At 39.8% G+C, this 20,425-nt stretch carries 20 protein-coding genes, 7 tRNA genes and 5 pseudogenes; 9 read left to right on the top strand and 23 right to left on the bottom strand.

Going from position 1 to position 20,425, the window contains the following annotated elements:
• Positions 1 to 11: 11 nt before the first annotated feature.
• Together BTA30_RS11045 and BTA30_RS11040 are read left to right on the top strand one after the other, a co-directional pair.
• Positions 12 to 797, top strand: coding sequence for a cyclase family protein (locus tag BTA30_RS11045; RefSeq protein ID WP_076761294.1), 786 nt, complete (start codon positions 12 to 14; stop codon positions 795 to 797).
• A gap of 120 nt (positions 798 to 917) precedes the next feature.
• Positions 918 to 1,103, top strand: coding sequence for a DinB family protein (locus tag BTA30_RS11040; protein ID WP_076761293.1), 186 nt, complete (start codon positions 918 to 920; stop codon positions 1,101 to 1,103).
• A 69-nt stretch (positions 1,104 to 1,172) separates the two neighbouring features.
• On the opposite strand, the gene BTA30_RS11035 is transcribed toward BTA30_RS11040, so the two are convergent.
• Both BTA30_RS11035 and BTA30_RS11030 read right to left on the bottom strand, forming a co-directional pair.
• On the bottom strand, positions 1,173 to 1,796 hold the full coding sequence (locus tag BTA30_RS11035) for a DUF2306 domain-containing protein (protein WP_411813157.1): 624 nt from the start codon (positions 1,794 to 1,796) through the stop codon (positions 1,173 to 1,175).
• A 246-nt stretch (positions 1,797 to 2,042) separates the two neighbouring features.
• A complete protein-coding gene (locus tag BTA30_RS11030; RefSeq protein WP_076761291.1) occupies positions 2,043 to 2,939 on the bottom strand; it encodes an ROK family protein in 897 nt (298 codons plus the stop codon).
• A gap of 461 nt (positions 2,940 to 3,400) precedes the next feature.
• On the opposite strand from BTA30_RS11030, the gene BTA30_RS11025 reads away from it, so the two are divergent.
• On the top strand, positions 3,401 to 4,708 hold the full coding sequence (locus BTA30_RS11025) for an amino acid permease (RefSeq protein WP_411813158.1): 1,308 nt from the start codon (positions 3,401 to 3,403) through the stop codon (positions 4,706 to 4,708).
• A 152-nt stretch (positions 4,709 to 4,860) separates the two neighbouring features.
• Positions 4,861 to 6,234 (top strand): serine hydrolase, encoded by a 1,374-nt coding sequence (locus BTA30_RS11020; protein ID WP_076761289.1) that lies wholly within the window; start codon positions 4,861 to 4,863, stop codon positions 6,232 to 6,234.
• 218 nt (positions 6,235 to 6,452) lie between these two features.
• Here BTA30_RS11020 and BTA30_RS11015 read toward each other — a convergent pair whose 3' ends face one another.
• The 3 genes from BTA30_RS11015 to BTA30_RS10995 form a co-directional block, all read right to left on the bottom strand.
• Positions 6,453 to 7,358 (bottom strand): NAD(P)/FAD-dependent oxidoreductase, encoded by a 906-nt coding sequence (locus BTA30_RS11015; protein ID WP_076761288.1) that lies wholly within the window; start codon positions 7,356 to 7,358, stop codon positions 6,453 to 6,455.
• Between the two features lie 82 nt (positions 7,359 to 7,440).
• Positions 7,441 to 7,842 carry an RrF2 family transcriptional regulator gene (locus BTA30_RS11010; protein WP_076761287.1) on the bottom strand — a complete coding sequence of 134 codons (402 nt, stop codon included), beginning with the start codon at positions 7,840 to 7,842 and terminating at the stop codon, positions 7,441 to 7,443.
• A gap of 767 nt (positions 7,843 to 8,609) precedes the next feature.
• A complete protein-coding gene (locus BTA30_RS10995) occupies positions 8,610 to 10,016 on the bottom strand; it encodes a right-handed parallel beta-helix repeat-containing protein (protein ID WP_076761284.1) in 1,407 nt (468 codons plus the stop codon).
• A gap of 512 nt (positions 10,017 to 10,528) precedes the next feature.
• Between BTA30_RS10995 and BTA30_RS24250 the strand changes: the two are divergent.
• Positions 10,529 to 10,618 (top strand): annotated as a pseudogene (locus BTA30_RS24250) (hypothetical protein); the annotation flags it as partial.
• Between the two features lie 32 nt (positions 10,619 to 10,650).
• Here BTA30_RS24250 and BTA30_RS10990 read toward each other — a convergent pair.
• The 3 genes and pseudogenes from BTA30_RS10990 to BTA30_RS24115 all read right to left on the bottom strand — a co-directional run.
• Positions 10,651 to 11,244 (bottom strand): YdeI/OmpD-associated family protein, encoded by a 594-nt coding sequence (locus BTA30_RS10990; protein ID WP_076761283.1) that lies wholly within the window; start codon positions 11,242 to 11,244, stop codon positions 10,651 to 10,653.
• 81 nt (positions 11,245 to 11,325) lie between these two features.
• Positions 11,326 to 11,718 carry an SRPBCC family protein gene (locus BTA30_RS23840; protein ID WP_239693634.1) on the bottom strand — a complete coding sequence of 131 codons (393 nt, stop codon included), beginning with the start codon at positions 11,716 to 11,718 and terminating at the stop codon, positions 11,326 to 11,328.
• Between the two features lie 93 nt (positions 11,719 to 11,811).
• Positions 11,812 to 12,045, bottom strand: a pseudogene (locus tag BTA30_RS24115) (ArsR/SmtB family transcription factor); the annotation flags it as partial.
• 282 nt (positions 12,046 to 12,327) lie between these two features.
• Between BTA30_RS24115 and BTA30_RS10980 the strand changes: the two are divergent.
• Complete coding sequence (locus BTA30_RS10980; protein ID WP_076761281.1) at positions 12,328 to 13,437, top strand: Rap family tetratricopeptide repeat protein; 1,110 nt, start codon at positions 12,328 to 12,330, stop codon at positions 13,435 to 13,437.
• A gap of 6 nt (positions 13,438 to 13,443) precedes the next feature.
• The gene (locus BTA30_RS10975; protein WP_076761280.1) at positions 13,444 to 13,689 is read left to right on the top strand and encodes a hypothetical protein; all 246 of its coding nucleotides are present in this window, start codon (positions 13,444 to 13,446) and stop codon (positions 13,687 to 13,689) included.
• 39 nt (positions 13,690 to 13,728) lie between these two features.
• Here the strand turns inward: BTA30_RS10975 and BTA30_RS23830 are convergent.
• The 5 genes and pseudogenes from BTA30_RS23830 to BTA30_RS10955 all read right to left on the bottom strand — a co-directional run.
• Positions 13,729 to 13,865, bottom strand: a pseudogene (locus tag BTA30_RS23830) (lipoprotein); the annotation flags it as partial.
• Between the two features lie 178 nt (positions 13,866 to 14,043).
• Positions 14,044 to 14,288: pseudogene (locus BTA30_RS23825) on the bottom strand (MFS transporter); the annotation flags it as partial.
• Between the two features lie 58 nt (positions 14,289 to 14,346).
• Complete coding sequence (locus tag BTA30_RS10965) at positions 14,347 to 14,964, bottom strand: FMN-binding negative transcriptional regulator (protein WP_076761279.1); 618 nt, start codon at positions 14,962 to 14,964, stop codon at positions 14,347 to 14,349.
• A 16-nt stretch (positions 14,965 to 14,980) separates the two neighbouring features.
• Positions 14,981 to 15,499, bottom strand: a complete 519-nt coding sequence (gene paiA, locus BTA30_RS10960; RefSeq protein WP_076761278.1) for a spermidine/spermine N(1)-acetyltransferase — start codon at positions 15,497 to 15,499, stop codon at positions 14,981 to 14,983.
• Positions 15,500 to 15,524: 25 nt separating this feature from the next.
• Complete coding sequence (locus BTA30_RS10955; RefSeq protein ID WP_076761277.1) at positions 15,525 to 15,977, bottom strand: MarR family winged helix-turn-helix transcriptional regulator; 453 nt, start codon at positions 15,975 to 15,977, stop codon at positions 15,525 to 15,527.
• A 117-nt stretch (positions 15,978 to 16,094) separates the two neighbouring features.
• Here BTA30_RS10955 and BTA30_RS10950 point away from each other — a divergent pair, with 117 nt between their 5' ends.
• The gene (locus tag BTA30_RS10950; protein WP_076761276.1) at positions 16,095 to 16,739 is read left to right on the top strand and encodes a YczE/YyaS/YitT family protein; all 645 of its coding nucleotides are present in this window, start codon (positions 16,095 to 16,097) and stop codon (positions 16,737 to 16,739) included.
• A gap of 814 nt (positions 16,740 to 17,553) precedes the next feature.
• On the opposite strand, the pseudogene BTA30_RS23820 reads toward BTA30_RS10950, so the two are convergent.
• The 10 genes and pseudogenes from BTA30_RS23820 to BTA30_RS10905 all read right to left on the bottom strand — a co-directional run.
• Positions 17,554 to 17,664: pseudogene (locus BTA30_RS23820) on the bottom strand (hypothetical protein); the annotation flags it as partial.
• A 201-nt stretch (positions 17,665 to 17,865) separates the two neighbouring features.
• Complete coding sequence (locus BTA30_RS10945; protein WP_076761275.1) at positions 17,866 to 18,507, bottom strand: glycoside hydrolase family 11 protein; 642 nt, start codon at positions 18,505 to 18,507, stop codon at positions 17,866 to 17,868.
• 476 nt (positions 18,508 to 18,983) lie between these two features.
• Positions 18,984 to 19,066 (bottom strand) — tRNA-Leu (locus BTA30_RS10940).
• 19 nt (positions 19,067 to 19,085) lie between these two features.
• Positions 19,086 to 19,168, bottom strand: a tRNA-Leu gene (locus BTA30_RS10935).
• An 11-nt stretch (positions 19,169 to 19,179) separates the two neighbouring features.
• Positions 19,180 to 19,255: transfer RNA gene (locus tag BTA30_RS10930), tRNA-Lys, on the bottom strand.
• 9 nt (positions 19,256 to 19,264) lie between these two features.
• Positions 19,265 to 19,339 (bottom strand) — tRNA-Gln (locus BTA30_RS10925).
• A 17-nt stretch (positions 19,340 to 19,356) separates the two neighbouring features.
• Positions 19,357 to 19,428: transfer RNA gene (locus BTA30_RS10920), tRNA-Glu, on the bottom strand.
• Between the two features lie 28 nt (positions 19,429 to 19,456).
• A tRNA-Ser gene (locus BTA30_RS10915) sits at positions 19,457 to 19,547 on the bottom strand.
• A gap of 2 nt (positions 19,548 to 19,549) precedes the next feature.
• A tRNA-Asn gene (locus tag BTA30_RS10910) sits at positions 19,550 to 19,624 on the bottom strand.
• A 115-nt stretch (positions 19,625 to 19,739) separates the two neighbouring features.
• Positions 19,740 to 20,198 carry a SprT family protein gene (locus tag BTA30_RS10905; RefSeq protein WP_076761274.1) on the bottom strand — a complete coding sequence of 153 codons (459 nt, stop codon included), beginning with the start codon at positions 20,196 to 20,198 and terminating at the stop codon, positions 19,740 to 19,742.
• Positions 20,199 to 20,306: 108 nt separating this feature from the next.
• On the opposite strand from BTA30_RS10905, the gene cmpA reads away from it, so the two are divergent.
• Positions 20,307 to 20,420: a cortex morphogenetic protein CmpA gene (gene cmpA / locus BTA30_RS22750; RefSeq protein ID WP_094777318.1), complete on the top strand. Its 114-nt coding sequence runs from the start codon at positions 20,307 to 20,309 to the stop codon at positions 20,418 to 20,420.
• The last annotated feature ends 5 nt before the right edge of the window (positions 20,421 to 20,425 follow it).

The following is a 20,425-nucleotide window of genomic DNA, read 5'->3' as shown; positions in this document are numbered from 1 at the left end:
GAGAGAACCATATGAAAATACGTCAAATCATAGATTTATCAGTATCCTTAAGAGGGGATATTCCATCTGACCCGCCGGGCTTTATACCTGAAATTGAGTATGCGGACCATAAACAAGGCGCTCGGCAGATGGCCCAAAGCTTTCCCGGACTTTCTGTAAACGACCTTCCCGGCCATGAAGGCTGGGCTGTAGAAAAAGTAAATATGTCGACGCATGCAGGGACACATATAGATGCCCCTTACCACTACCGCTCTGTTACGGATGACGGCAAGCAAATGCCGACGATAGACGAGATTCCCCTTGATTGGTTTCACGGCCCCGGCGTTATGTTAGATTTCAGACATTTTGCAGATGGACATGTCGTCACTGCAAAAGAAATCGAAACTGAACTGAGCCGAATCAATCACAAGCTGGCTCCCGGCGATATTGTGCTTGTGAATACATCGGCTGGCGCCAAATACGGGGAAAAGGATTACCTTGACAGCGGCTGCGGAATGGGGCGCGAAGCAACGCTCTATTTAACTGAGCGCGGCGTGCGGCTTGTCGGAACCGACGCTTGGAGCTGGGACGCGCCATTCAGTAAAACAGCTAAACGCTACGAGAAAGAAAAAGATCCTGCCATTGTGTGGGAAGGACATTTCGCCGGAAGCAAAATTCCTTACTGTCAAATTGAAAAGCTTGCTAATCTAGATCAATTGCCTTCTACCGGTTTTTATGTAATGGCTTTTCCAGTTAAAGTTCAAAAAGCCTCAGCCGGCTGGGCGCGTCCTGTTGCCATTCTTCATTACGAGGATTAAATCAAGGAGGGCATCATCTATGGCAAGAATAAAATTGCTTGATATTGATTCAATGAACTTGCGCTTGCTGAACAGCTAGAAGAACAAACAGCATCAAAAGAAATCGGGGAATTGGGGAAAGTGTTTTTTGAATTGGCCGAGCGTTACAAAACGTTCCTTCATCTAAAAGAAAATTTCAACAAGTCTCTTGTCATTGAAAATCCGGCCGGCAATATCACAGCCATGCTGCGGCAAATGGGGCATCCTTCTGTTATGACTGATTACAGCCTTTACTTATATATAAAAACAAAAATACCAGGGGGCTAAAACCCATGGTATCATTTGATGGAACAAACAAAACTTTAACCTAACAGCCTTTTACCACTTCATGCCGACCTAGCCATTCACAGCTGCATGCCACGTATTTGGCGCTTTTCGAAATATATATCGAATGATACATTCAGCTATAGCAACATTCAGCACAATAGCCCCATAAACGCCTATCGTATAGCTTGTCTCATATATTAAACCAAATCCGCTATGACATACAAAAGTAATCAAATGAATAAACAAGTTGGTAAAACAGAATAAATAGCTGCGGATCATCCACTTCCGGTGCTTGTGAAACTGCTTTCGCCTCGCTTGAATGACAGAGATAACCGTGGCAAACGGCCAATACATGTTTACCATATTAAAAGCGATGCTCACGATTCGCCCTCCCGTAGAGTTCGGCGCCATATAGCCTGACGAAAGCGTTACGATCATCACGCAAACGACATAGATATAGCCATTCAACCGGTGGAACTTGCGGCAGCTTTTCAATAGCCTTCCAGAGAAATTGACAGCGCCGGCCAGCATGGCCACACAAGCAGCAATCACGTGGACATACATGACATTTAACCAAACCGGAAGATCAAAAGAAGCGCGTAAATTCGTTTTATGGATGAGAAAGGCTGTCGAATGCGGATCATGAATCAAATTTGCAAACAAGGTGTACAGTATATATATCGTGACGAGCATTATCATTACCGAAAATATCGTTACTCTTTTTTTGCTCAGCTTATATTCCTCCTCATTTTAAGTTCTTTTCAACAAAGGAAGGGAGCTTTTTAATGCAAACGCAGTTTCCTAAGACCGGGTACCCGATTCCTTTTTTTAGAATACACCAATCCGGTTATGATGCAACGACAAAAAAGTGACAATTTGAATGGGATTTCGGTGAGGAAGGAATGAGGGGCTCCGGAGATTCAATCCCCGAAGCCCCTTTTAGTCTACAGAAATGTTTTTTTGTTTAAACTCAAAAAAGTGATACAATGCTCCAAGCAAATTTGCATCATTTTTAAATGTGCAGGCAACGACATTCGGGCTTGCAACATGCATCGGGTTGTTTTTCTTAATTTTATCGATTGCCTGCCGGATCGTTTCTACAACGACAGGCTGCGCGCTGATTCCTCCGCCAATCGCAATGATTTCCGGGTCGAGCAGGTATTGCAGATTCATCATTTGGACCGCAAGCTGCAAGCAATACTCTTCAAAAATAGCCTTTGCTTCAGAATCCTGCTGATTGATCAGATCAAATACATCTTGGCCCTCTGCCTTTATACCTTTCTTTTTTGAAATCGCTTTGATCATAGATACGGAAGAACCTGCACTTCCGAAAAATTCTGCACGCAATGAAATGGGGTTGATATGATTCATCATATAGCTGACTTCCCCTGCCGACAGGTGACTCCCACGATGCAGTTGTCCATTGATAATCAATCCGCCGCCTACTCCGCTTCCCAGCACCAGGACGATTGCATTCCTATGACCTTTAACACTTCCAAGCCATAATTCGGCTAATGCCGCACATTTCGCATCATTTTCTACGGTTATCGGAACGGCGCACTTTTCTCCAAGCAGTTCGATCAGATTTTGATTGTGCAAATAAGAGACCATTCCTCCGTGGTATACGGTTCCCGTATTGATATCGACCGTACCCGGGCAGCTGACGGCGATGCCTTTTATTTTTCTCGAGCTCGATGCATAAATGTCTGTCATGCTTGCAATCAATGATTTTAGACAATACGGGGTAGGAAACTGATCTTTTGATTGTATATTTCCTGCCGTATCTATTAATGCCTGCTTCACATAGGTCCCGCCTATATCAAAAGCCAAATACATGTCCATGCCTCCAAAAAAATCTGTTAATGAATGCTCCGGTTTTTGCTCCTTTTGCCTTTCAAGCGAACCATACTTAAGAATGCAACGCTATACATATATTTTAGACCGATTTTCTGATCAACGGCTATTATAGAAATTTGCTCTCGGTTCCTCTTTCTCCTGCTCATCGTTTAAGCTATCAACACCTCTCTGTCTCAAGGAACCAGTTAAAGCCGCAAAAACTCTATCGCTATAACATGTTAATGAGTCGGATCTTGGCTTTCTTAACATCGTTTGCGGACGAATCAGCAGAAAAATTCTTTTAATAAATTCCTATAAATTTTAGTGTTATAATAGTACATAAAAATTACGGGAGCAAAGGGGTAACAAAACAAGTTTATTGGAGGCACATCAAAGTGACAGACGATATCACACATCATCAAACATTATCGAGAGGCCTGAAAAACAGGCACATACAGCTCATGGCCATCGGCGGGGCCATTGGAACCGGGTTGTTTCTCGGCTCGGGGAAATCGATCCATTTTGCCGGGCCGTCAATTTTATTTGCTTACATGATCACAGGGATCATTTGCTTTTTCATTATGCGTTCCCTGGGGGAACTGCTCTTAAGCAATTTGAACTATCACTCATTCGTTGATTTTGTACGAGACTATTTAGGCGATATGGCTGCCTTTATCACGGGATGGACCTACTGGTTTTGCTGGATTTCGCTGGCGATGGCCGATTTGACAGCAGTCGGGCTCTATACCCAGTATTGGTTTCCTGAAGTGCCGCAGTGGCTGCCCGGATTTATCGCCCTTATGATTTTGCTCATCATGAACCTGGCGACCGTAAAGCTTTTTGGAGAATTGGAATTCTGGTTCGCATTAATCAAAGTCATTGCGATACTGGCGCTGATTGGCATCGGCCTTTTCATGATTATAAAAGGGTTTTCCACAGAGTCAGGTACAGCGAGCTTCTCAAATCTATGGAGCCACGGCGGCATGTTCCCAAACGGACTGCATGGATTTCTCCTTTCTTTCCAGATGGTCGTCTTTGCATTTGTCGGCATTGAACTTGTCGGACTCACGGCAGGAGAAACAAAAGATCCGGAAAAAGTTATTCCGAAAGCGATCAACAATATCCCTGTCCGGGTTTTGCTTTTCTATATCGGTGCACTTCTTGTCATTATGTGCATTTATCCGTGGAATGTCATCAATCCGAATGAAAGTCCATTCGTTCAAGTCTTTGCTGCGATCGGCATTATTGCAGCTGCGAGCATTATCAATTTTGTCGTGCTCACATCGGCAGCTTCGGCAAGCAATAGTGCGGTCTTCAGCACAAGCCGGATGGTATATTCGCTCGCCAAAGAACACAATGCACCCGATGCCATGACGAAACTGACTTCGCGCAAAGTACCGAGCAATGCATTATTCTTCTCGGCCGTCGTCATTCTGATCGGCGTTTCGCTGAACTATATCATGCCGGAAGAAGTATTTACGCTGATCACAAGTATATCTACCATATGCTTCATCTTTATTTGGGGCATTACGGTCATCTGCCATTTGAAATACCGCAGAACAAGACCCGATTTAGCGAAAGCGAATCAATTCAAGATGCCGCTTTATCCGTTTTCAAACTACGTGATTCTTGCATTCCTGGCGTTTATTCTCGTTGTGCTGGCACTTGCCACGGATACGCGTGTTTCCCTATTTGTCACACCGGTTTGGTTTATTTTGCTGATTGCGATTTATAAGATGAGAATAACGAAGAAACATTCAGGTGCATGAGGAAATGTGTTCGGCCTGCAGAGGAAAAAGATTTTTCTCTGCAGGCTTTTTATTTTTTCATAAGGCGATCGGTCATAGCCTGCCAAAACCAATGTCTTTTTTGGTGGGAACCTCTATTTTCCATATACGTATAAAAAAGAGGAGGTGGAGAAGTGAAACAGAAAAAAAGAGATCGGCTTGCCAATCTGTTTAGTGTGTTAGGAGAAAGAAATCATCTAAACGCAGCGGTGTTAGTTGCGGAGGACGGCGATATTCTTTATCAAGACTCCTTTGGCTATTCAAACGTGCCAAAAAAGCGTTTATTACAAGACAATTCATTATTTGAACTAGCATCGCTTTCAAAGCCGTTTACCGCCTTGGGAATCATGCAATTAGCACAGCAAGGGGCAGTGAATATCGAAGATTCAGTGGAGTGCTGGATTCCGGAATTTCCCTATCAGGGCGTAACGATTCACCATCTATTGACACATACGTCGGGCCTGCCGGATTATTTTGAATGGTTTCTGAATCATTGGGATCATAACAAGATTGCTGTTAACCAAGATATCGTTGATATGCTGATAAACCATCAGCCGCCAGGTTATTTTACTCCGGGGGAAGGCTGGCTGTACAGCAATACGGGATACGTGCTATTGGCGGTGATCATTGAAAAGGCATCCGGTTTGAGCTTTGCCGATTTCATGAAAAAAAGCATCTTTCATCCGGTGAACATGCGGAGCACAAGGGTGTACAACAGAAGGCTTCAGCCTGAAATCATTGACGATTATGCGTTTGGATATGTGTATGACGTACATACAGGACAGTATGTGCTGCCTGACGACCTTGAGGAAACCGAATATGTCTATTATCTTGATGGAATACAAGGAGACGGGACCGTAAACTCAACAATTCAGGATTTATTTTTGTTCGACAAGGCTTTATATACAGACAGCTTGATCAATCAAGCTTCCAAAGAGCTTGCTTTTTCTCCCGCGCGTCTGAAAAACGGCGAGACTGTAGATTATGGGTGCGGATGGGTGCTTCAAGACAATCCCGAAAAGGGACGGATCGTCAGTCATAGCGGAGGCTGGCCAGGCTATTCGACGATGATGATTCGATATATTGATCATCAAAAAACGTTCATCTATTTGAGCAATGTGGAACAGGACGATGAATATGAACAGGCCATCTTTAAAGCGGTGGACAATATCTTGTTTGATCAAGCATACACAATACCAGACCGTCCTGCTGATAAAAAGAAAAAAGAAATCGATCCGGCCATTTACAGGCGCTACATCGGCATTTATTCATTTCAAGACGGAACCGACGTTTATGTGACATCTGAAAAAGAGCGCCTCTATATGCAAATCGCCGGTCAAGTTCGGTTCGAGTTATTTCCATCCTCGGAAACACGCTTTTTTCTCCGGTCATTGTCTGTGGAAGTCGAATTTATTGTAGAAGAAAATGCTGCAAGCCGATTGATCATCTTCCAAAATGGGGCTGAAGAAGAAGCGGCGCGAGTACCTGAATCAGACAGAAAGGAATGACCGCTAAGCTTGGAACTATCGGCCTCTCTAATTACTTGATTCTAGATTCCAGGCGTTCATTCTGATTGTGCCGGCACTGGCGACGGATTTGTCACACCGGTTTGCTGCGATTTAAAAGGTGCGGAAGCCGAACAAGCATTAGGTGTAAGTAAAGCGAACACATCAGCCTGCAGAGAAAACTGGGTTTTTCTGCAGGCTTTTTTATTACTTCATAAGACTTAAAACCGCTCCAACGTTATATCGGTGTTGACGGAAACGGCAGCTTTTTGACCATCGGCAGCAGAAATAATGAGTGAAGAGGAGGCCGACTTTTCGGTTTCTCCGGCAATATACACGTTTTTGCTTGTTGTGCGGCCCGCGCCGTCTGTTGCAACTGTTCCATCTTCGTCAATTTCACAGCCAAGGTGTTTAGCAAATTGATTAGGGCGGTAAAAAGATGGCACAACAAATCCGCCAGATCTTGATATGGTTTCCCCTGTTTTAAATTCAATTTTTTCTAAATATCCGTTATGACCGTTTAAGCTTTTGATAGGCTCAGTTTTGATGATGATCTTTCGTTCCTTCAGTTCTTGAGCACAATCTTTAGAAAGCTCCACACCGTTAGTGGCGACAATTAAATCGCTTGACCAGTTATAAATCAATCTAGCCATGTGCATGGTATGCTCTTCTTTGTCCGCGATGATGATGAGCGGCTGATCCTTCATCTCCCAGCCGTCGCAATATGGGCAGCTAAACAAGCTTTTGCCATAAAATTCTCTTACACTTGGAAAAGGAAATTCTTCTTGAACACCTGTTGCCAAGATTACTTTTTCTGTATAAAATGTCTCGTCATCCATTGTTCTGACGATCATTCGTTCTCCGCCAAACTCCTTCCGAATTCCGGTGACTGTTGTATGAAAATAAGATACGGACGGGTAATTCTTCAACTCATTTACTCCAGCCTCCTTAAATGCTTGAGGGGTTATGCCGTCTCTGGTCAGATATCCATGTGACTGCTGCGTCACCCTGTTTCTATTCGTTCCATTATCCATTACTGCAATATACCTTCTTGCCCTTCCTAAAGTTAAACCTGCACTTAATCCTGCCGGACCTGCGCCGACAATCACGCAATCAAAAGTATTCATCTCTATCCATCCTTTGCTTTTATATATAATTAAGGATAATAAAACTCCGTAATATCTTTAATAAGAGGGTAAATAAAGCGGCTTAATCAGCCACTTTCATTTGCTTAGCAATATCGGCAATTTTTTGATCCTTTAGTTCATCCAGCATCTTTTCTTCCGCAGAACAGATGACCTTTTGTATCAAGCAATTGGGATCATGACTGATACAATAATCAAACATTGACACAGGGCCTTCGATGGCCTGGATGATGTCTAAAAAAGAAACGCTCTCCCAATTATGCTTTAGCTTATAACCGCCATTCGCGCCAGAAATGGATTCAACCATCCCAGCCTTGACAAGCTTCGTCAATATTTTCGACAAATACGTTGTCGACACCTTTTGGTACTCGGCAAGCTGGTGAACGCCTATGTGTTTCTCTGGTGTATGGACTGCCAAATATAGCATTGTATGTAATGCATAGTTCGTCGCCTTTGAATATTTCATCTCAATCATTACCCCTCAATTAAAGATATCTAGTGTCTACAATATCCTTTATCCGGGTGTATGTCAAGGTGCCATTGATGACAGCCATCGCCCACCTTAATCATTATTGCATTTTTAAACCGGTCTGGGGATCAAATACAATAACGTAAAATCTTATTTTATTTCAGAATGTTTATTGAAAATCAACAGTATGATGCCTGATGCTATGATGCTTATGATGAAAGAAGCTGTGTCTAATTTCAATAAATGTTTTACTCCATTAATAAAAAATGATGATAAAACGTATATGGTAATAGCACTGAGTGTAAATATTCTAAACCATCTAGGTATTGCAAGCCAGATTTTTAAAAGTTTAATTGAGAATTTCCCCATGTTGCCGCTCTCCTTATTTATTTCTCGGCTTTTAATGCTCCAAAAAAGCAGGCTTATGCCTGCTTTAAATCTTGCTCTATAAATGATCCAATTCAGCAAAACCGACTTAGTCATAAAACCTGGGTAAATAAGCAATAAAATGAATACAGGAAAGCCGAGATTCCCGCCATTACATTAAATGTTCCCGTTTTATCATCCTTTGTTTTCAACATCATGAAGAACAGACCCGAAAAGAAAAATCCTATAAACCAGCCAATTGAGATTTGGACAAAGGCTAAAATGAAACCAATGATCCCTAACATTTGAAAAGCTTTAGGCACAAATTCGTTCAAAAATATTCCCACCTTTGATTCTGAAGGAAGTCTGCTCATGTCCCTTTCTTAAAAAAATATGCTTTACTCAATGACAGATCGAGCTGGTGAATCTGGATCTAATGTAAAGTCATAAGACTCCTCGTCACGATACATCGGATCGGAATAAATAGAATCTGCATCATTATTTGTTGCGTTTTGATAAGACGAAAACGAGTCGTATTCATTCTTTTTCCAAATCCATAAGCCGTCTTTGCCGGCTTCCTTATGGTAAACGTTATGATTCATCGTATTCCCTTCATTTTTCGTGAAATCGTTCGCAATAAATAATCGCGAATCACTTGCTGTCATGATGTTCTTTTCGATTTTGTTATTTTTTGTATCGTACTGCAGCAGCAGCTGCCCGCCATACAGCCCCTTTGTATCATTGCGGTACACAATATTGTGAGAAATGACAGAATCGATGGTGCCTCCCCGCTCTTTGTCGTATCCGCCGATTGAAATACCTGTATAAGCGTTCTGATACACCGTGTTATCGGTTATTTGAATATCTGCGGCATATTTCCCTTTATGTTCAGACGTTGCTTCAATACCGATATCATTGCCGCAGACTGTGTTTTTCTTAATTTCAATACTTTGTCCTCCATCGACATATATGCCGCCAGCCGAGTAATCATCCCCATAGGCGGGATTTCCGTAAGTCGAGTTATGAGAAACCGTATTGTTTTCTACGACACCGTTGCGCACAAAATCATTTCGATCCGCAGTTCCTTCATAGCCGATAAGATCAATACCGATGTTGTTATTGTCACGGACCACATTGCCCGCAATCGTGAAACCGTCGATGTTTCCATTTAGCACAACCGCTTCACTCGCTCCGAGTGTCAGTTTTTCCACCGTATTGCCCTCGATCTTAATGTCTTTCATGCTGCCAGTTCCATAGACCGCAATTCCGTGGGCATTGCCCTCATCCGCTGTTGTCTTTATATCCCGGACGTGATTGTTCTTAATGGTAATATGACTGCTGGAGCCTGAAATGTAAATTCCCATGGCGGTTGCTTCTTCGGATGAAACAGAAAGATCTTTCATTGTCAGACCGCTGATTGTGATGTACTGTTTATTGTGAATACGAATTAACGGTGTTTCATATTCTGCGTCCGCAACTGATTCCCCGCTCATCACGACTTTTTCATTCTCATAGTTTCGGAATGTGACAGGCTTTCCGTCCGTCCCGCTATGCTTTACATCAAGTGTTTCATGATATGTACCTTCCCGAATCATGACGGTTGTGCCGGCAACAGCCTCTTTTGCGGCATGTGCCAGTGTACGAAACGGCTTTTCTTTCGTTCCTTCATTTTGATCATTTCCATCCGGAGAAACATATAAGCGGTTTGCTTGTTCGTCTTCATTCGCTCTTGTCTTATCATAAGCTAAGACAAGCATAACAGAAGCTAAAATACCTACTGATAAAATAAAATACAATACTCTCATCTTCAGCCCCCCTTTTCTAATAAAAATGGATTGCATCACAATTATAGGCTATCCATTTATGGAAAACCATCTCAAAAATATGAACATGGTGTTTATGAATCTCAAAAAGGCTGTCGAGAAAATCTCGGCAGCCTGAACGGCATAACGGTGGAAAGGTGCATCATCTGTCAACAATTCAGGAAGTAAAAAGTCTAGATTAAGAACTTATGATGCTGAATGAAGAAGAATAGGTGATTAAACCTTATGGAAAGAACAAAGAAATTTCATGTGGATTTTACAAATAACAGCGGAATGGAGAGTTTTGAGCTAAAGCCCTCAAGTTGAGGGTTTTTTTGTTTCACTGCACCACAAACAATCAACACTTTTGTTCCATCAATATCTGACCTCAACAGCTTTCCAAACCTAGATGCGGCATAATCTCACAAAAACGTCTCCCGCTCAAACACATGACCATAGAGGATACTCGTCTCGATCGTATCCCGGTTTAGTATTGCCGCGTAGCTTTATTAAAAAAAGAACGGCTAGTACATGCTTCTATAAAGATGACAATAGATGTTTACGGACACCTTTTTCCAAATAAACAAAGTGAGGTCATATCATAAAGTTTGATTCATTTATTTTCTCATCGGATATACTAATCCTTTAATCCCTTTCCATCGAGAATTTTCTGTACATATTTTTCAACCCTTGACACTCGAGTTTTGGATTGTTTGGCTTGAGAAAAATAAAGAATGTATGCTCTTTGCCGTCCCGGGGTCAATGCTTCAAAAGCAGTTTTCAGGGCAGGGATTTCATCGAATTTATTTTGAAGTTCTTCTGGAATGATGAATTCCGTATTCTCTTTAAAATTCACTTCCAAACCGGCATTTTCAACTTCAACGGCTTCATCAATATAGGCTTTCAAAATGGGTTCTATTTCAACTATCTCTTGAACATTGGTGAACCGAATTTGGCGCGCCGCCTGTACATTCTCCGTTTGTTGGATGAGAATCCCATGGGGATCCTTTAACAAGGCGCCTTTGTGAAACAGAAGCGCACAATATTCTTTAAATCCATGTATTAAAACGACGTTTTTTTTATTTAACGTGTAGCAAGGATGCATCCACTTAAATTCTTCGGTCAGCTCACAGTCAAGAACGATATTTCTCAACTGCTTATATTCTTCCTTCCACTTTTCAGCTTTACTTAAAAAGTCATCAACCTTAGGATTCATTCTACTATTTTTCATCAAGGAACACCCCTATTTCCGAGCAGTTTCTTTTTTCTTATATGTTAGCTAATACTTAAAAACAGGTTTAGAGTTTTGGTCTTACATTTCCTCTAACAATTTTTTAAGTTCTTCGCCCATTCTAACCCAACCATATTTCGCACCATTGAACGCTTGATCTTCTTTTTCGAATCCTGTGTGTTCAAGATGTAAGTAGGTTGTTCCATCCTCATGCTTTAATGTCCATGTGACTGTAGTGTTTATCCCGCCGCCTACCCAAGTGTAAGATAACTGATAAGGCTCGTCCACTTCAAGAACTTCGGAATCAATAATTAAATTCCACTGTTCATTCCGAAACTGAAATTTATGTCCGACGACAGGTTTAAAGTCATTAGCCATGATCCATTTTGCAAGAGTATCTGTATCTGTTAAGGCGTGCCATACCTTCTCGATCGGGCTCTTAAAATGAAAATCTTGTGATACTGTTAAACTCATTTTTTGTTCCTCCTGTAATATTTGGTTTAAAATCAACATTCTTTCACTCCAGAATTTCCTGTAAAACGATACCCAGTCCTCAATTTCTTTCAATGGGGCAGCGTTCAGCCGATAACGCGTTTCCCTGCCGACCTTTCTGCTGATGACGAGATCAGCCTCTTTAAGAATGGCCAAATGCTTCGAAACCGCAGTACGACCCATTTCAAAATGAACGGTCAACTCTTTGAGCGGCACTTCTTCCACGTCCGCCAACAAACGCAGCAATTTGCGTCTTGCTGGGTCAGCAATGGCTGCATAAATATCACGCTCTTGATTTTTTTCGTACAAAATCCACTCACCCTTAATTGGACACTAATTGGTGTCTTGATTATAGGACACTAATTGGTGTCACGTTAATTTTATTTTTGACATCACGGTATTGTTTTATTCTCCTATCATCAACTATAGGTTCCTTCTTTATAGTAAAAGAGTAAACAATTCATGGCAAAAAAGCCTTATTGCGGCACACCGAAAACTTTCAATTTTTTAATTCTCGAAATCGAGAAAACATGTTAATATATGCAATATATGGATATAGAGAACGTATTGATTATGAGAGGGGTTTGCATCATGAAACAAAAAATTCCATCAGAGAATGTGGCAATAAAAATTAATGAATGGTATTCGAAGATACGCAGAAATCAAGTCACAGACGCAGAATTCATTAAAGCCGAAATTCAACGAGATTTCGAGGAAATGGAAGAAGACCAAACAGTATTGTTGTATTACTCTTTAATTGATTTCCGTCACAATATTATGTTAAGAGATTTGAAACCTAACGACGCAATTGACATTTCTGCTTCATTATCAAGTATTGAAACCAAAAAAGAGGACATGCAAAGCACCCAAATTGATGAAATGATTCACTGCTACTATTGGTTTTTTAAAGGGAGGTATGAATTCAAGCAACATAATTTCAATACAGCAATAACCTGTTACAAAATCGCCGAAAAAAAATTAGCCTCTGTTGATAGCGAAGAAGAAAAAGCCGAATTTTATTATAAGCTATCCGAAGTTTACTACCACCTCAGACAGAACTATATATCCATGAATTATGCCACAATGGCGATCAATACATTCAAAGCACATGAGACCTTAATAGAAAAAGAAATATATTGCTATTTCGTTATAGCCGGAAATCAAGTTGATACCATGAAATATAAAGACGCCTTAAAAACCTTACAATTTGCTTTACATAAAACTAAGAAAATGGATAATAACCACTTATTAGCGTCAGCTTATTTCAATTTGGGGAACTGCCATTTTTATTTGAAACATTTTTCTGAATCATATGAACATATACAAAAGTCTTTATCAATATTTAAGAAAAAAAATTCTTCATATATACCTAAAGCTTTATTTCAGTTAATGTATGTTTGTTTAAAACAAGGGAATTTTCCAGAGGCACTAAGCTTTTATGAACAAGGTGTAGAGAATGCCAAGTCTATAAATGACAAATCCCATGAAGCGCAACTTAACATATTGAGAAAAATTTATTTTGATCATGGTTCTACAGAGGAGGAATTCAAATATCTTGAAAATAAGGCGCTGTATGCAGATGTTGAGGAATTGGCTTTAGACGCAGCAGAATATTATAATAAAATTGGTAAACTTGAGGAATCAGTCCAATTTTACCGAAAAGCTATTCATGCAATGAATATAAACAAAAAGGGGAGTTGATTTTTTATGAAAAACAAAATTCTACTCTGTATTACTTTATTCTCTTTGGCCGCATTAACAACAATTCCGATTAAATTTACTACCCCCTCCGACTCTTACCAAATCGCTGGAAGAATGATTACATCGTCGATCAATGAATTTCAAACCACCGGAAGAATGATTACATCGTCGATCAATGAATTTCAAACCGCTGGAAGAATGATTACATCATCGATCAATGAATTTCAAACCGCTGAAAAAGCTATCACTTGAAAAAGCAGGCATATGCCTGCTTTAAATTTATTCTTAATTCTAACTTTCTAACTTTGTTTCTTTTCCTTTTACTTCTTCATAATCTGGTGTTTTCCTATCAAGTCCCAAACGATCACGTTTTCCGTCTCCTGGCATATGATCAAGTTTTGATATGAATCACTGACTTTTTCATAATAGCATTTGTAGTCATTCATTACACCAGTTTTCATCATTTTATTATTCATTTTGGGCACAAAATGGGCCACTGTTTTTAGACTATAATAAACCACTGAATAAGTATGTAATTATGCACATGTCACTAATGCCCTGTCTATTAATGAAAAATAAAAAAAAGAATAGCCTTTCGACTATCCTTTATTTCTTGCGGAACCAAATGACAATCGGTATAAGAACTAAGAATAATAGCTCTATGCTCAGAGATAGTGCGACATCACTTGTATTATTAAAGAGCCCCGCCAGAAGCCCATGCTAATGCAGTAAAAACATCAAGTGTTCCTTGAACTGTCGCGCGAGTTAAAAGCTCTGTAGAATTAACAATTTGAGCAGTACCACTAATTAATCCAAAGTTCGCATCCCAATCCAATTAAAGAAAGAGCAATTGCTCCGTTCCGTTCCTTAATTCTTGCATCTGAGGATTTAATAAAAGTTGGATTATATTTAATTTTTTAATCTCTTTTCCATCAGTTCTGCCATTTGTTTCGAATGTGGATTTCCTTCATTTTGTAATTGATCAATGATGTTCATATAATCCGTTTCATTTCGGTTCTGACTTAATTTATATGCAGCCTGAATTTCTCCCACCTTAATCTTAAATCCGACAATACCTTTCAGTTGACGTTCTAAGAGTTGAGGAGAAAGTTTATCCATTAAAATTGGATTTTCTCGATGTTTTTCGTATTTTCCCATCATTATTGTTAATCCTTCTAACAATTCATCTTTCTCTAAAATGCTTGCTTTACCATATACATGGACGGCTTGATAATTCCATGTTGGAACTTCTTCATGCCCATACCAAGAAGAAGAAATGTAAGCGTGCGGCCCCTGGAACATAACAAGCACATCTTCACAGGTTTCAAATGTTCTCCACTGAGGATTTCCATAAGCGATATGCCCAGTAATATAGTAATCATCACCTTTTTTATTTAACACCAAAGGCAAATGAGTGGCGATTGGTTTCTCTTGTTCAGTTGTGACGATTGTGCCAAAAGAGTTTTTTTGAACAAAATCCAAAATTTCATCAACGTTTGTGATCTTAAAATATTTTGGAATATACATAATAATCCTCCTTCAGTTATAGGAGTGTTTTGGTCATTATAAAGTCCGTTTGTTCTTCATCCCCCATATAAAAAGAGTGGGCTCCGGTTTGAACAAACCCCATTCTCTTATAAAAAGCAATAGCATTTTCATTTTTTCCCCATACGCCAAGCCAGATTTTCTTTTTATTAAGTTCCAGCGCAATTTCCTCAGCTTTATTTAGCAGATATTTACCAAGTCCGTGTTTTTGACATTTGTTCTTGATATAAATCCTCTCGATTTCAAGTGATTCATCCCTCATTTTTTCAGACTGAGCATCATTGATATTGACCTTTAAATATCCAGCGACTTCATTATTTAAATAAACAAAAAAGAATTGCGAAGACTTATTGGATAATTCTTTTTCTAATTGTTTTAAGTTAAATGCCCTTTCCAAATAGGCATTCATATTTTCGGGTGAATTCTGATGCTTAAATGTCTCATTAAATGTTTCATAACTAATTTCTTGAAGTTTGCGTGAATCTTCAAGGGTGCACTTTTTTATGTTTATCGTCATTTAAATCGGCCGCTCCTTTATCTCATCAATAATTTCTCTTGTTTCCCTTTTTGACGAATTCCCAGTCTTTTTCTATATTTTTTCTTACTCTTTGAAGAAGATTGAAGATGGTTTCCACTTCTCTTTCGGAAAATCCATCTAATGCGACACGATTCGAATGGTCATTTTCTCTTTTTATAAAAGGAAATACCTTTTTTCCCTTTTCTGTTGGAAAGAGTTTTTTTATTTTTTTGTTATGTTCATCATCTTTCCTTTCAATAAAGCCCTTCATTTCAAGTTTTTTTATTGCACGAGCTGCGGTTGTCCTGTCTACTTTAATCATCTCAGCAAGCTTTTCTTGAATGATTCCCGGGTTTTCACATATTCGGACAAGGTACAAATACTGCCCTTTTGTAAGGTCATGTTCTTTAAATTCGATATTGCTTATAGAATCTAATGCCCTGGCAATCATTCCAATTTCACGAAGAATGTCCTTCATCATTAACTCCCTGCGTACATATTTTTGTTGCAAATACAATAAAATTGGCGTAAATTAAATATAACTCAACTTTATTGCATTTGCAATAAAAAAATAATGATGAAGAGGTCGAGTAAAGTGAAATATGTTTTTTATGTATTAGGAATTTTAATCTTAACCCTTGGTATTTCTTTCACGATCCAATCAGACCTTGGAACTTCACCTTTTGATGCACTTCTGATAGGACTGTCTATCAATGCGGGGCTCACTGTGGGAAGTTGGGAAATCATAATAGCTTTAATATTGATATGCTGTAATTCATTTTTAAAAAGACAAAAACCGGAAGTTTTGGGGATGTTAACAGCATTTATAACGGGTATGGGTATTGATATGTGGCTTTTTTTATTGCACTTTTTTGTAACACCTGAACGATGGTACAGCAAAGTTATTTGTTTTGGAATCGGCTTAGTTGTTATAGGATTAGGAACTGCAACATATTTACACACAAATTTCGCACCGATTCCAGTTGACCGATTAACATTAATCCTCCAAGAATTAGCGAGAACAAATGTATTTTTTTCCAGAACATTCATTTACCTCGTCCTCTTGATCATGGCTCTGATTTTAAATGGACCAATTGGCGTTGGAACTTTATTAACCGTTTGTTTAGGAGGGCTGATACTTAATTACTTTATGCCATTTACTGAAAAAGTATTGGACCGCATATTAATACAATCCAGTACATCACCTAATGATGATAAAGGTAAAAAGCATTCAATATAGAATGTATTTTAAGTAAGTGGGCACAACAGGCAAAAAACTAGATGAATACAAAAAATACCAAGGGCTCATAAACCCTTGGTATTCCTATGATGCGGCCGAGAGGACTTGAACCTCCACGGGGTTGCCCCCACTAGGCCCTCAATAAAGTGGAAGCTTATCACGATTTATGAAAGCTTGTTTTCATTGTATCTCTTTACACCAATTACATAAAATTTCATTGTTTTTTAAGAATTATGGAGTAAAAATGGAGTAAGCTTTTCAAACGAATTCCGTAAAGCTTACCAAAGTGGTTCTTAAGATTTTTTTGCTTTTTAACATGGTCTATCCATGAGATTGATGACAAAAAAGAGTAATCAATCCAACGATTTTTGTAATAATAGTTCTTCCAAGATTCGATTCCACTAATAATGTCATTCACAATTTCACTATTGTCTATTTTTTCGTTAATTCGAACCTCGACCGCTATCCTGGAGTTATTTTTTATAAATTGGACGGAATCCTCGATTGAACCTTTTTATATTTGTTGTAAAAGCTCGTGCCTTCACAACAGAAAAGTCTAAATATAATTCAATCCACGCAACAACAATATTATACTTCCAATGATAATATTCTGTTCTTCTTGCTCGTTCTTTGTATTTTTCAATTTGCTCTTCGGTTGCGAAAATTTTAGAGAAAAATAGTCGAAATAAAAGGAATACCTCACTTTACGAATGAAGCAACTGAGGAAATACATTTAGGGTACAAATCAGTGGAATACACGCAAAAATCGTTAATAACGCATTAAAATAAAGCAGGCATAGGCCTGCTTTAAAATTTATATCAGTTCAAATTCTAATAACTTTGTTTCTTTCCCTTTATCCTCTTCATAATCCGGTGTTTTCCTATCAAGGCCTAACCGATCGTTTTCCCCACTCCCAGGCATATCAATGCCAAGGCCGTTCGCCTAGTAGAAAACGACCTTTAACCATTACTAACGATTTTAATAATCATTTACCATACCCGAGGCATATATTGGAACTCCAACTAAAAGACCGTCGCCTCTTAGTAACTCACAATAACAATGATTATAAAATCTCTCAAGGAACGATCAGCAGTCCGTTAGCTACCCCTGATTAAAGATGACCTGTTACCACACTGTTACGTTAGAACTTCCACTACTTTGATATCCTTCTGTCGCTAAGACTTGGTAAGACCAATTACTACCCAGATTCATTCCATGACTCTTCCATGCTTTAACATGATTGCTGAAAGTGATTTTAGCGTTGCTTCCAGTTGGTCTCTTCGACTGGCGAACACTCCAGTACTGCGTGAAAGTAGTTTTTTCGCCATCAATGGAAGGTGCGTTATAACGTGTAGTTGTATATATGTCATATGTACCCCCATCACTGTATACAGTACCTTTATACGTTCCAGTAGGTCTATAAGTACCCCATGAATCCACTACATAATATTCTATGAGAGGTGATCTCGTCCAACCATATAAAGCCAAATATCCATTGCCATTCGGCGCCCAAACTCCGGCATTATAGTTTATTGTCCTAGATGGCGAACCTGTAGTCCAACCTTTACCAACAACGAAATTTCCGGTATTAGACCAATTAACACTGTAATTCCCTCCAGGCCCATTGACAGCGTTTACTGTTCCGCCGCCATCAGTCCAATTTTGCCAGTAGTCTGGGCTAGCTGCAGAGGCGGTTGCCGAAAACAAGCTAATACTCATTAAAGCTGCTGTTAATCCAACTAAGAAATTCCTTTTAAACTTAAACATATGTTACCTCCTATAATATTTTTTCTGACTTTGACATGAGGTAGCACTCGTAAATATTTAAAACATTATTAATTACTAACGCCAAAGCCTTTGATCGTCCCCTTCAATATAATATCACGAATTCATGAGTGAATATTAATAATATCTGTAAATTAATTACAAATACCTAAAAAATTACATTATAAGTGTTCTTGTAACACCATAGCCTTATCCTTTTTTCGCAGAATCACAATTCTTGTTTCTAAATCTGATGGAGTAATATCTGCGATTAATTCCCATTCGAACCATTTCGTATGAAGGAGATATACATTAGAGATTGTGAAGTTCCGGACACCTTTTTCCAAACAAACAAAGAGAGACTGCTGACCGTTTAGATGACTTACTTTAAGTAACTGGAGTAAATGTGGAGTAAAAAAATTAAATGAAAAAGAAGCAAAAAAATACCAAGGGCGTCAAAACCCTTGGTATCTCTGGTATGCGGCCGAGAGGACTTGAACCTCCACGGGGTTGCCCCCACTAGGCCCTCAACCTAGCGCGTCTGCCATTCCGCCACGACCGCATGATATGTTGTTTTAAAGTGCGGGTGAAGGGACTCGAACCCCCACGCCGTAAAGACACTAGATCCTAAGTCTAGCGCGTCTGCCAATTCCGCCACACCCGCATGAAAAACAATGGTGAGCCATGAAGGACTCGAACCTTCGACCCTCTGATTAAAAGTCAGATGCTCTACCAACTGAGCTAATGGCTCAAATAAAAATGGCTGGGCTAGCTGGATTCGAACCAACGCATGACGGAGTCAAAGTCCGTTGCCTTACCGCTTGGCTATAGCCCAATAATCCATATGAGAAATGACCCGTACGGGATTCGAACCCGTGTTACCGCCGTGAAAGGGCGGTGTCTTAACCACTTGACCAACGGGCCATATGAAGTCGGAATCATATTTTTCTAATGGCGGAGAAGGAGGGATTTGAACCCTCGCGCCGCTTACGCGACCTACACCCTTAGCAGGGGCGCCTCTTCAGCCACTTGAGTACTTCTCCATTGGCTCCACAGGCAGGATTCGAACCTGCGACCGATCGGTTAACAGCCGATAGCTCTACCACTGAGCTACTGTGGAATGATCAGACTCATTTCATTATATATATGACGACAAATTGTGTCAAGAAAACAATTTATCTTCATGCCTCGTCTTGCGACGGCTTTTATAATTTATCATAGACGAGCCTGATCCGTCAACCTTTTTTCGTCATTTCTTTTATTTTTCCTCCGCATTTGCCGCAAACATAGCGATTTGTATCCATAGCGCGTTTTCTCAGGAAAATTTGCCCGCATGACCCACACTGGTAGGTGCGGGTTTTTCTCGTTTGTTTTTTCGCGCTTAGCGGCGTGCAGAATCTTGGGGCTCCGACTTCATTTAAGAGCATTCTAAAATCCCTGTCCCGGTGTTTGTAGCCTTTTCCCTCGAGATGAAGGTGGTAATGGCACAGCTCATGCTTGATGATGCCTTCAAGCTCTTTTTGGCCGTGCTCCGCCAAATATTTTTTGTTCAGCTCGATATCGTGCGAGTGCAATAAATATCTGCCTCCGGTTGTTTTCAGACGGCTGTTGAAATAGGCCCGATGCCGGAACGGCTTTTTAAAATATGTCAGAGAAATCTCTTCTGTCAGCTGCTGCAATTGCTGATCGTCCATTGATTGTACCCACCTCATTTTCAAAAAAATCGAACGGGACAAATTCCCGCCGGCATAAACTAAAACAGAACCCACACTCTATGATCAGAGCCTGAGGAGGGATGAGCAATGCCGAATTGGCTCAAAAACCAGATGCAAAGAGCTTTTTACGAAAAAGATCATTATCAGATTAAATTGCTGAACCAATGCTGGTATTTTTATAGAAAAAAACACTGCTTATGAGCAGT

Origin of the sequence: Bacillus swezeyi (assembly GCF_001969815.1) — a bacterium.
GTDB lineage: Bacteria > Bacillota > Bacilli > Bacillales > Bacillaceae > Bacillus > Bacillus swezeyi.
The sequence above is the reverse complement of the archived record's forward strand: the minus strand, read 5'-3'. Positions and strand labels throughout refer to the sequence as shown.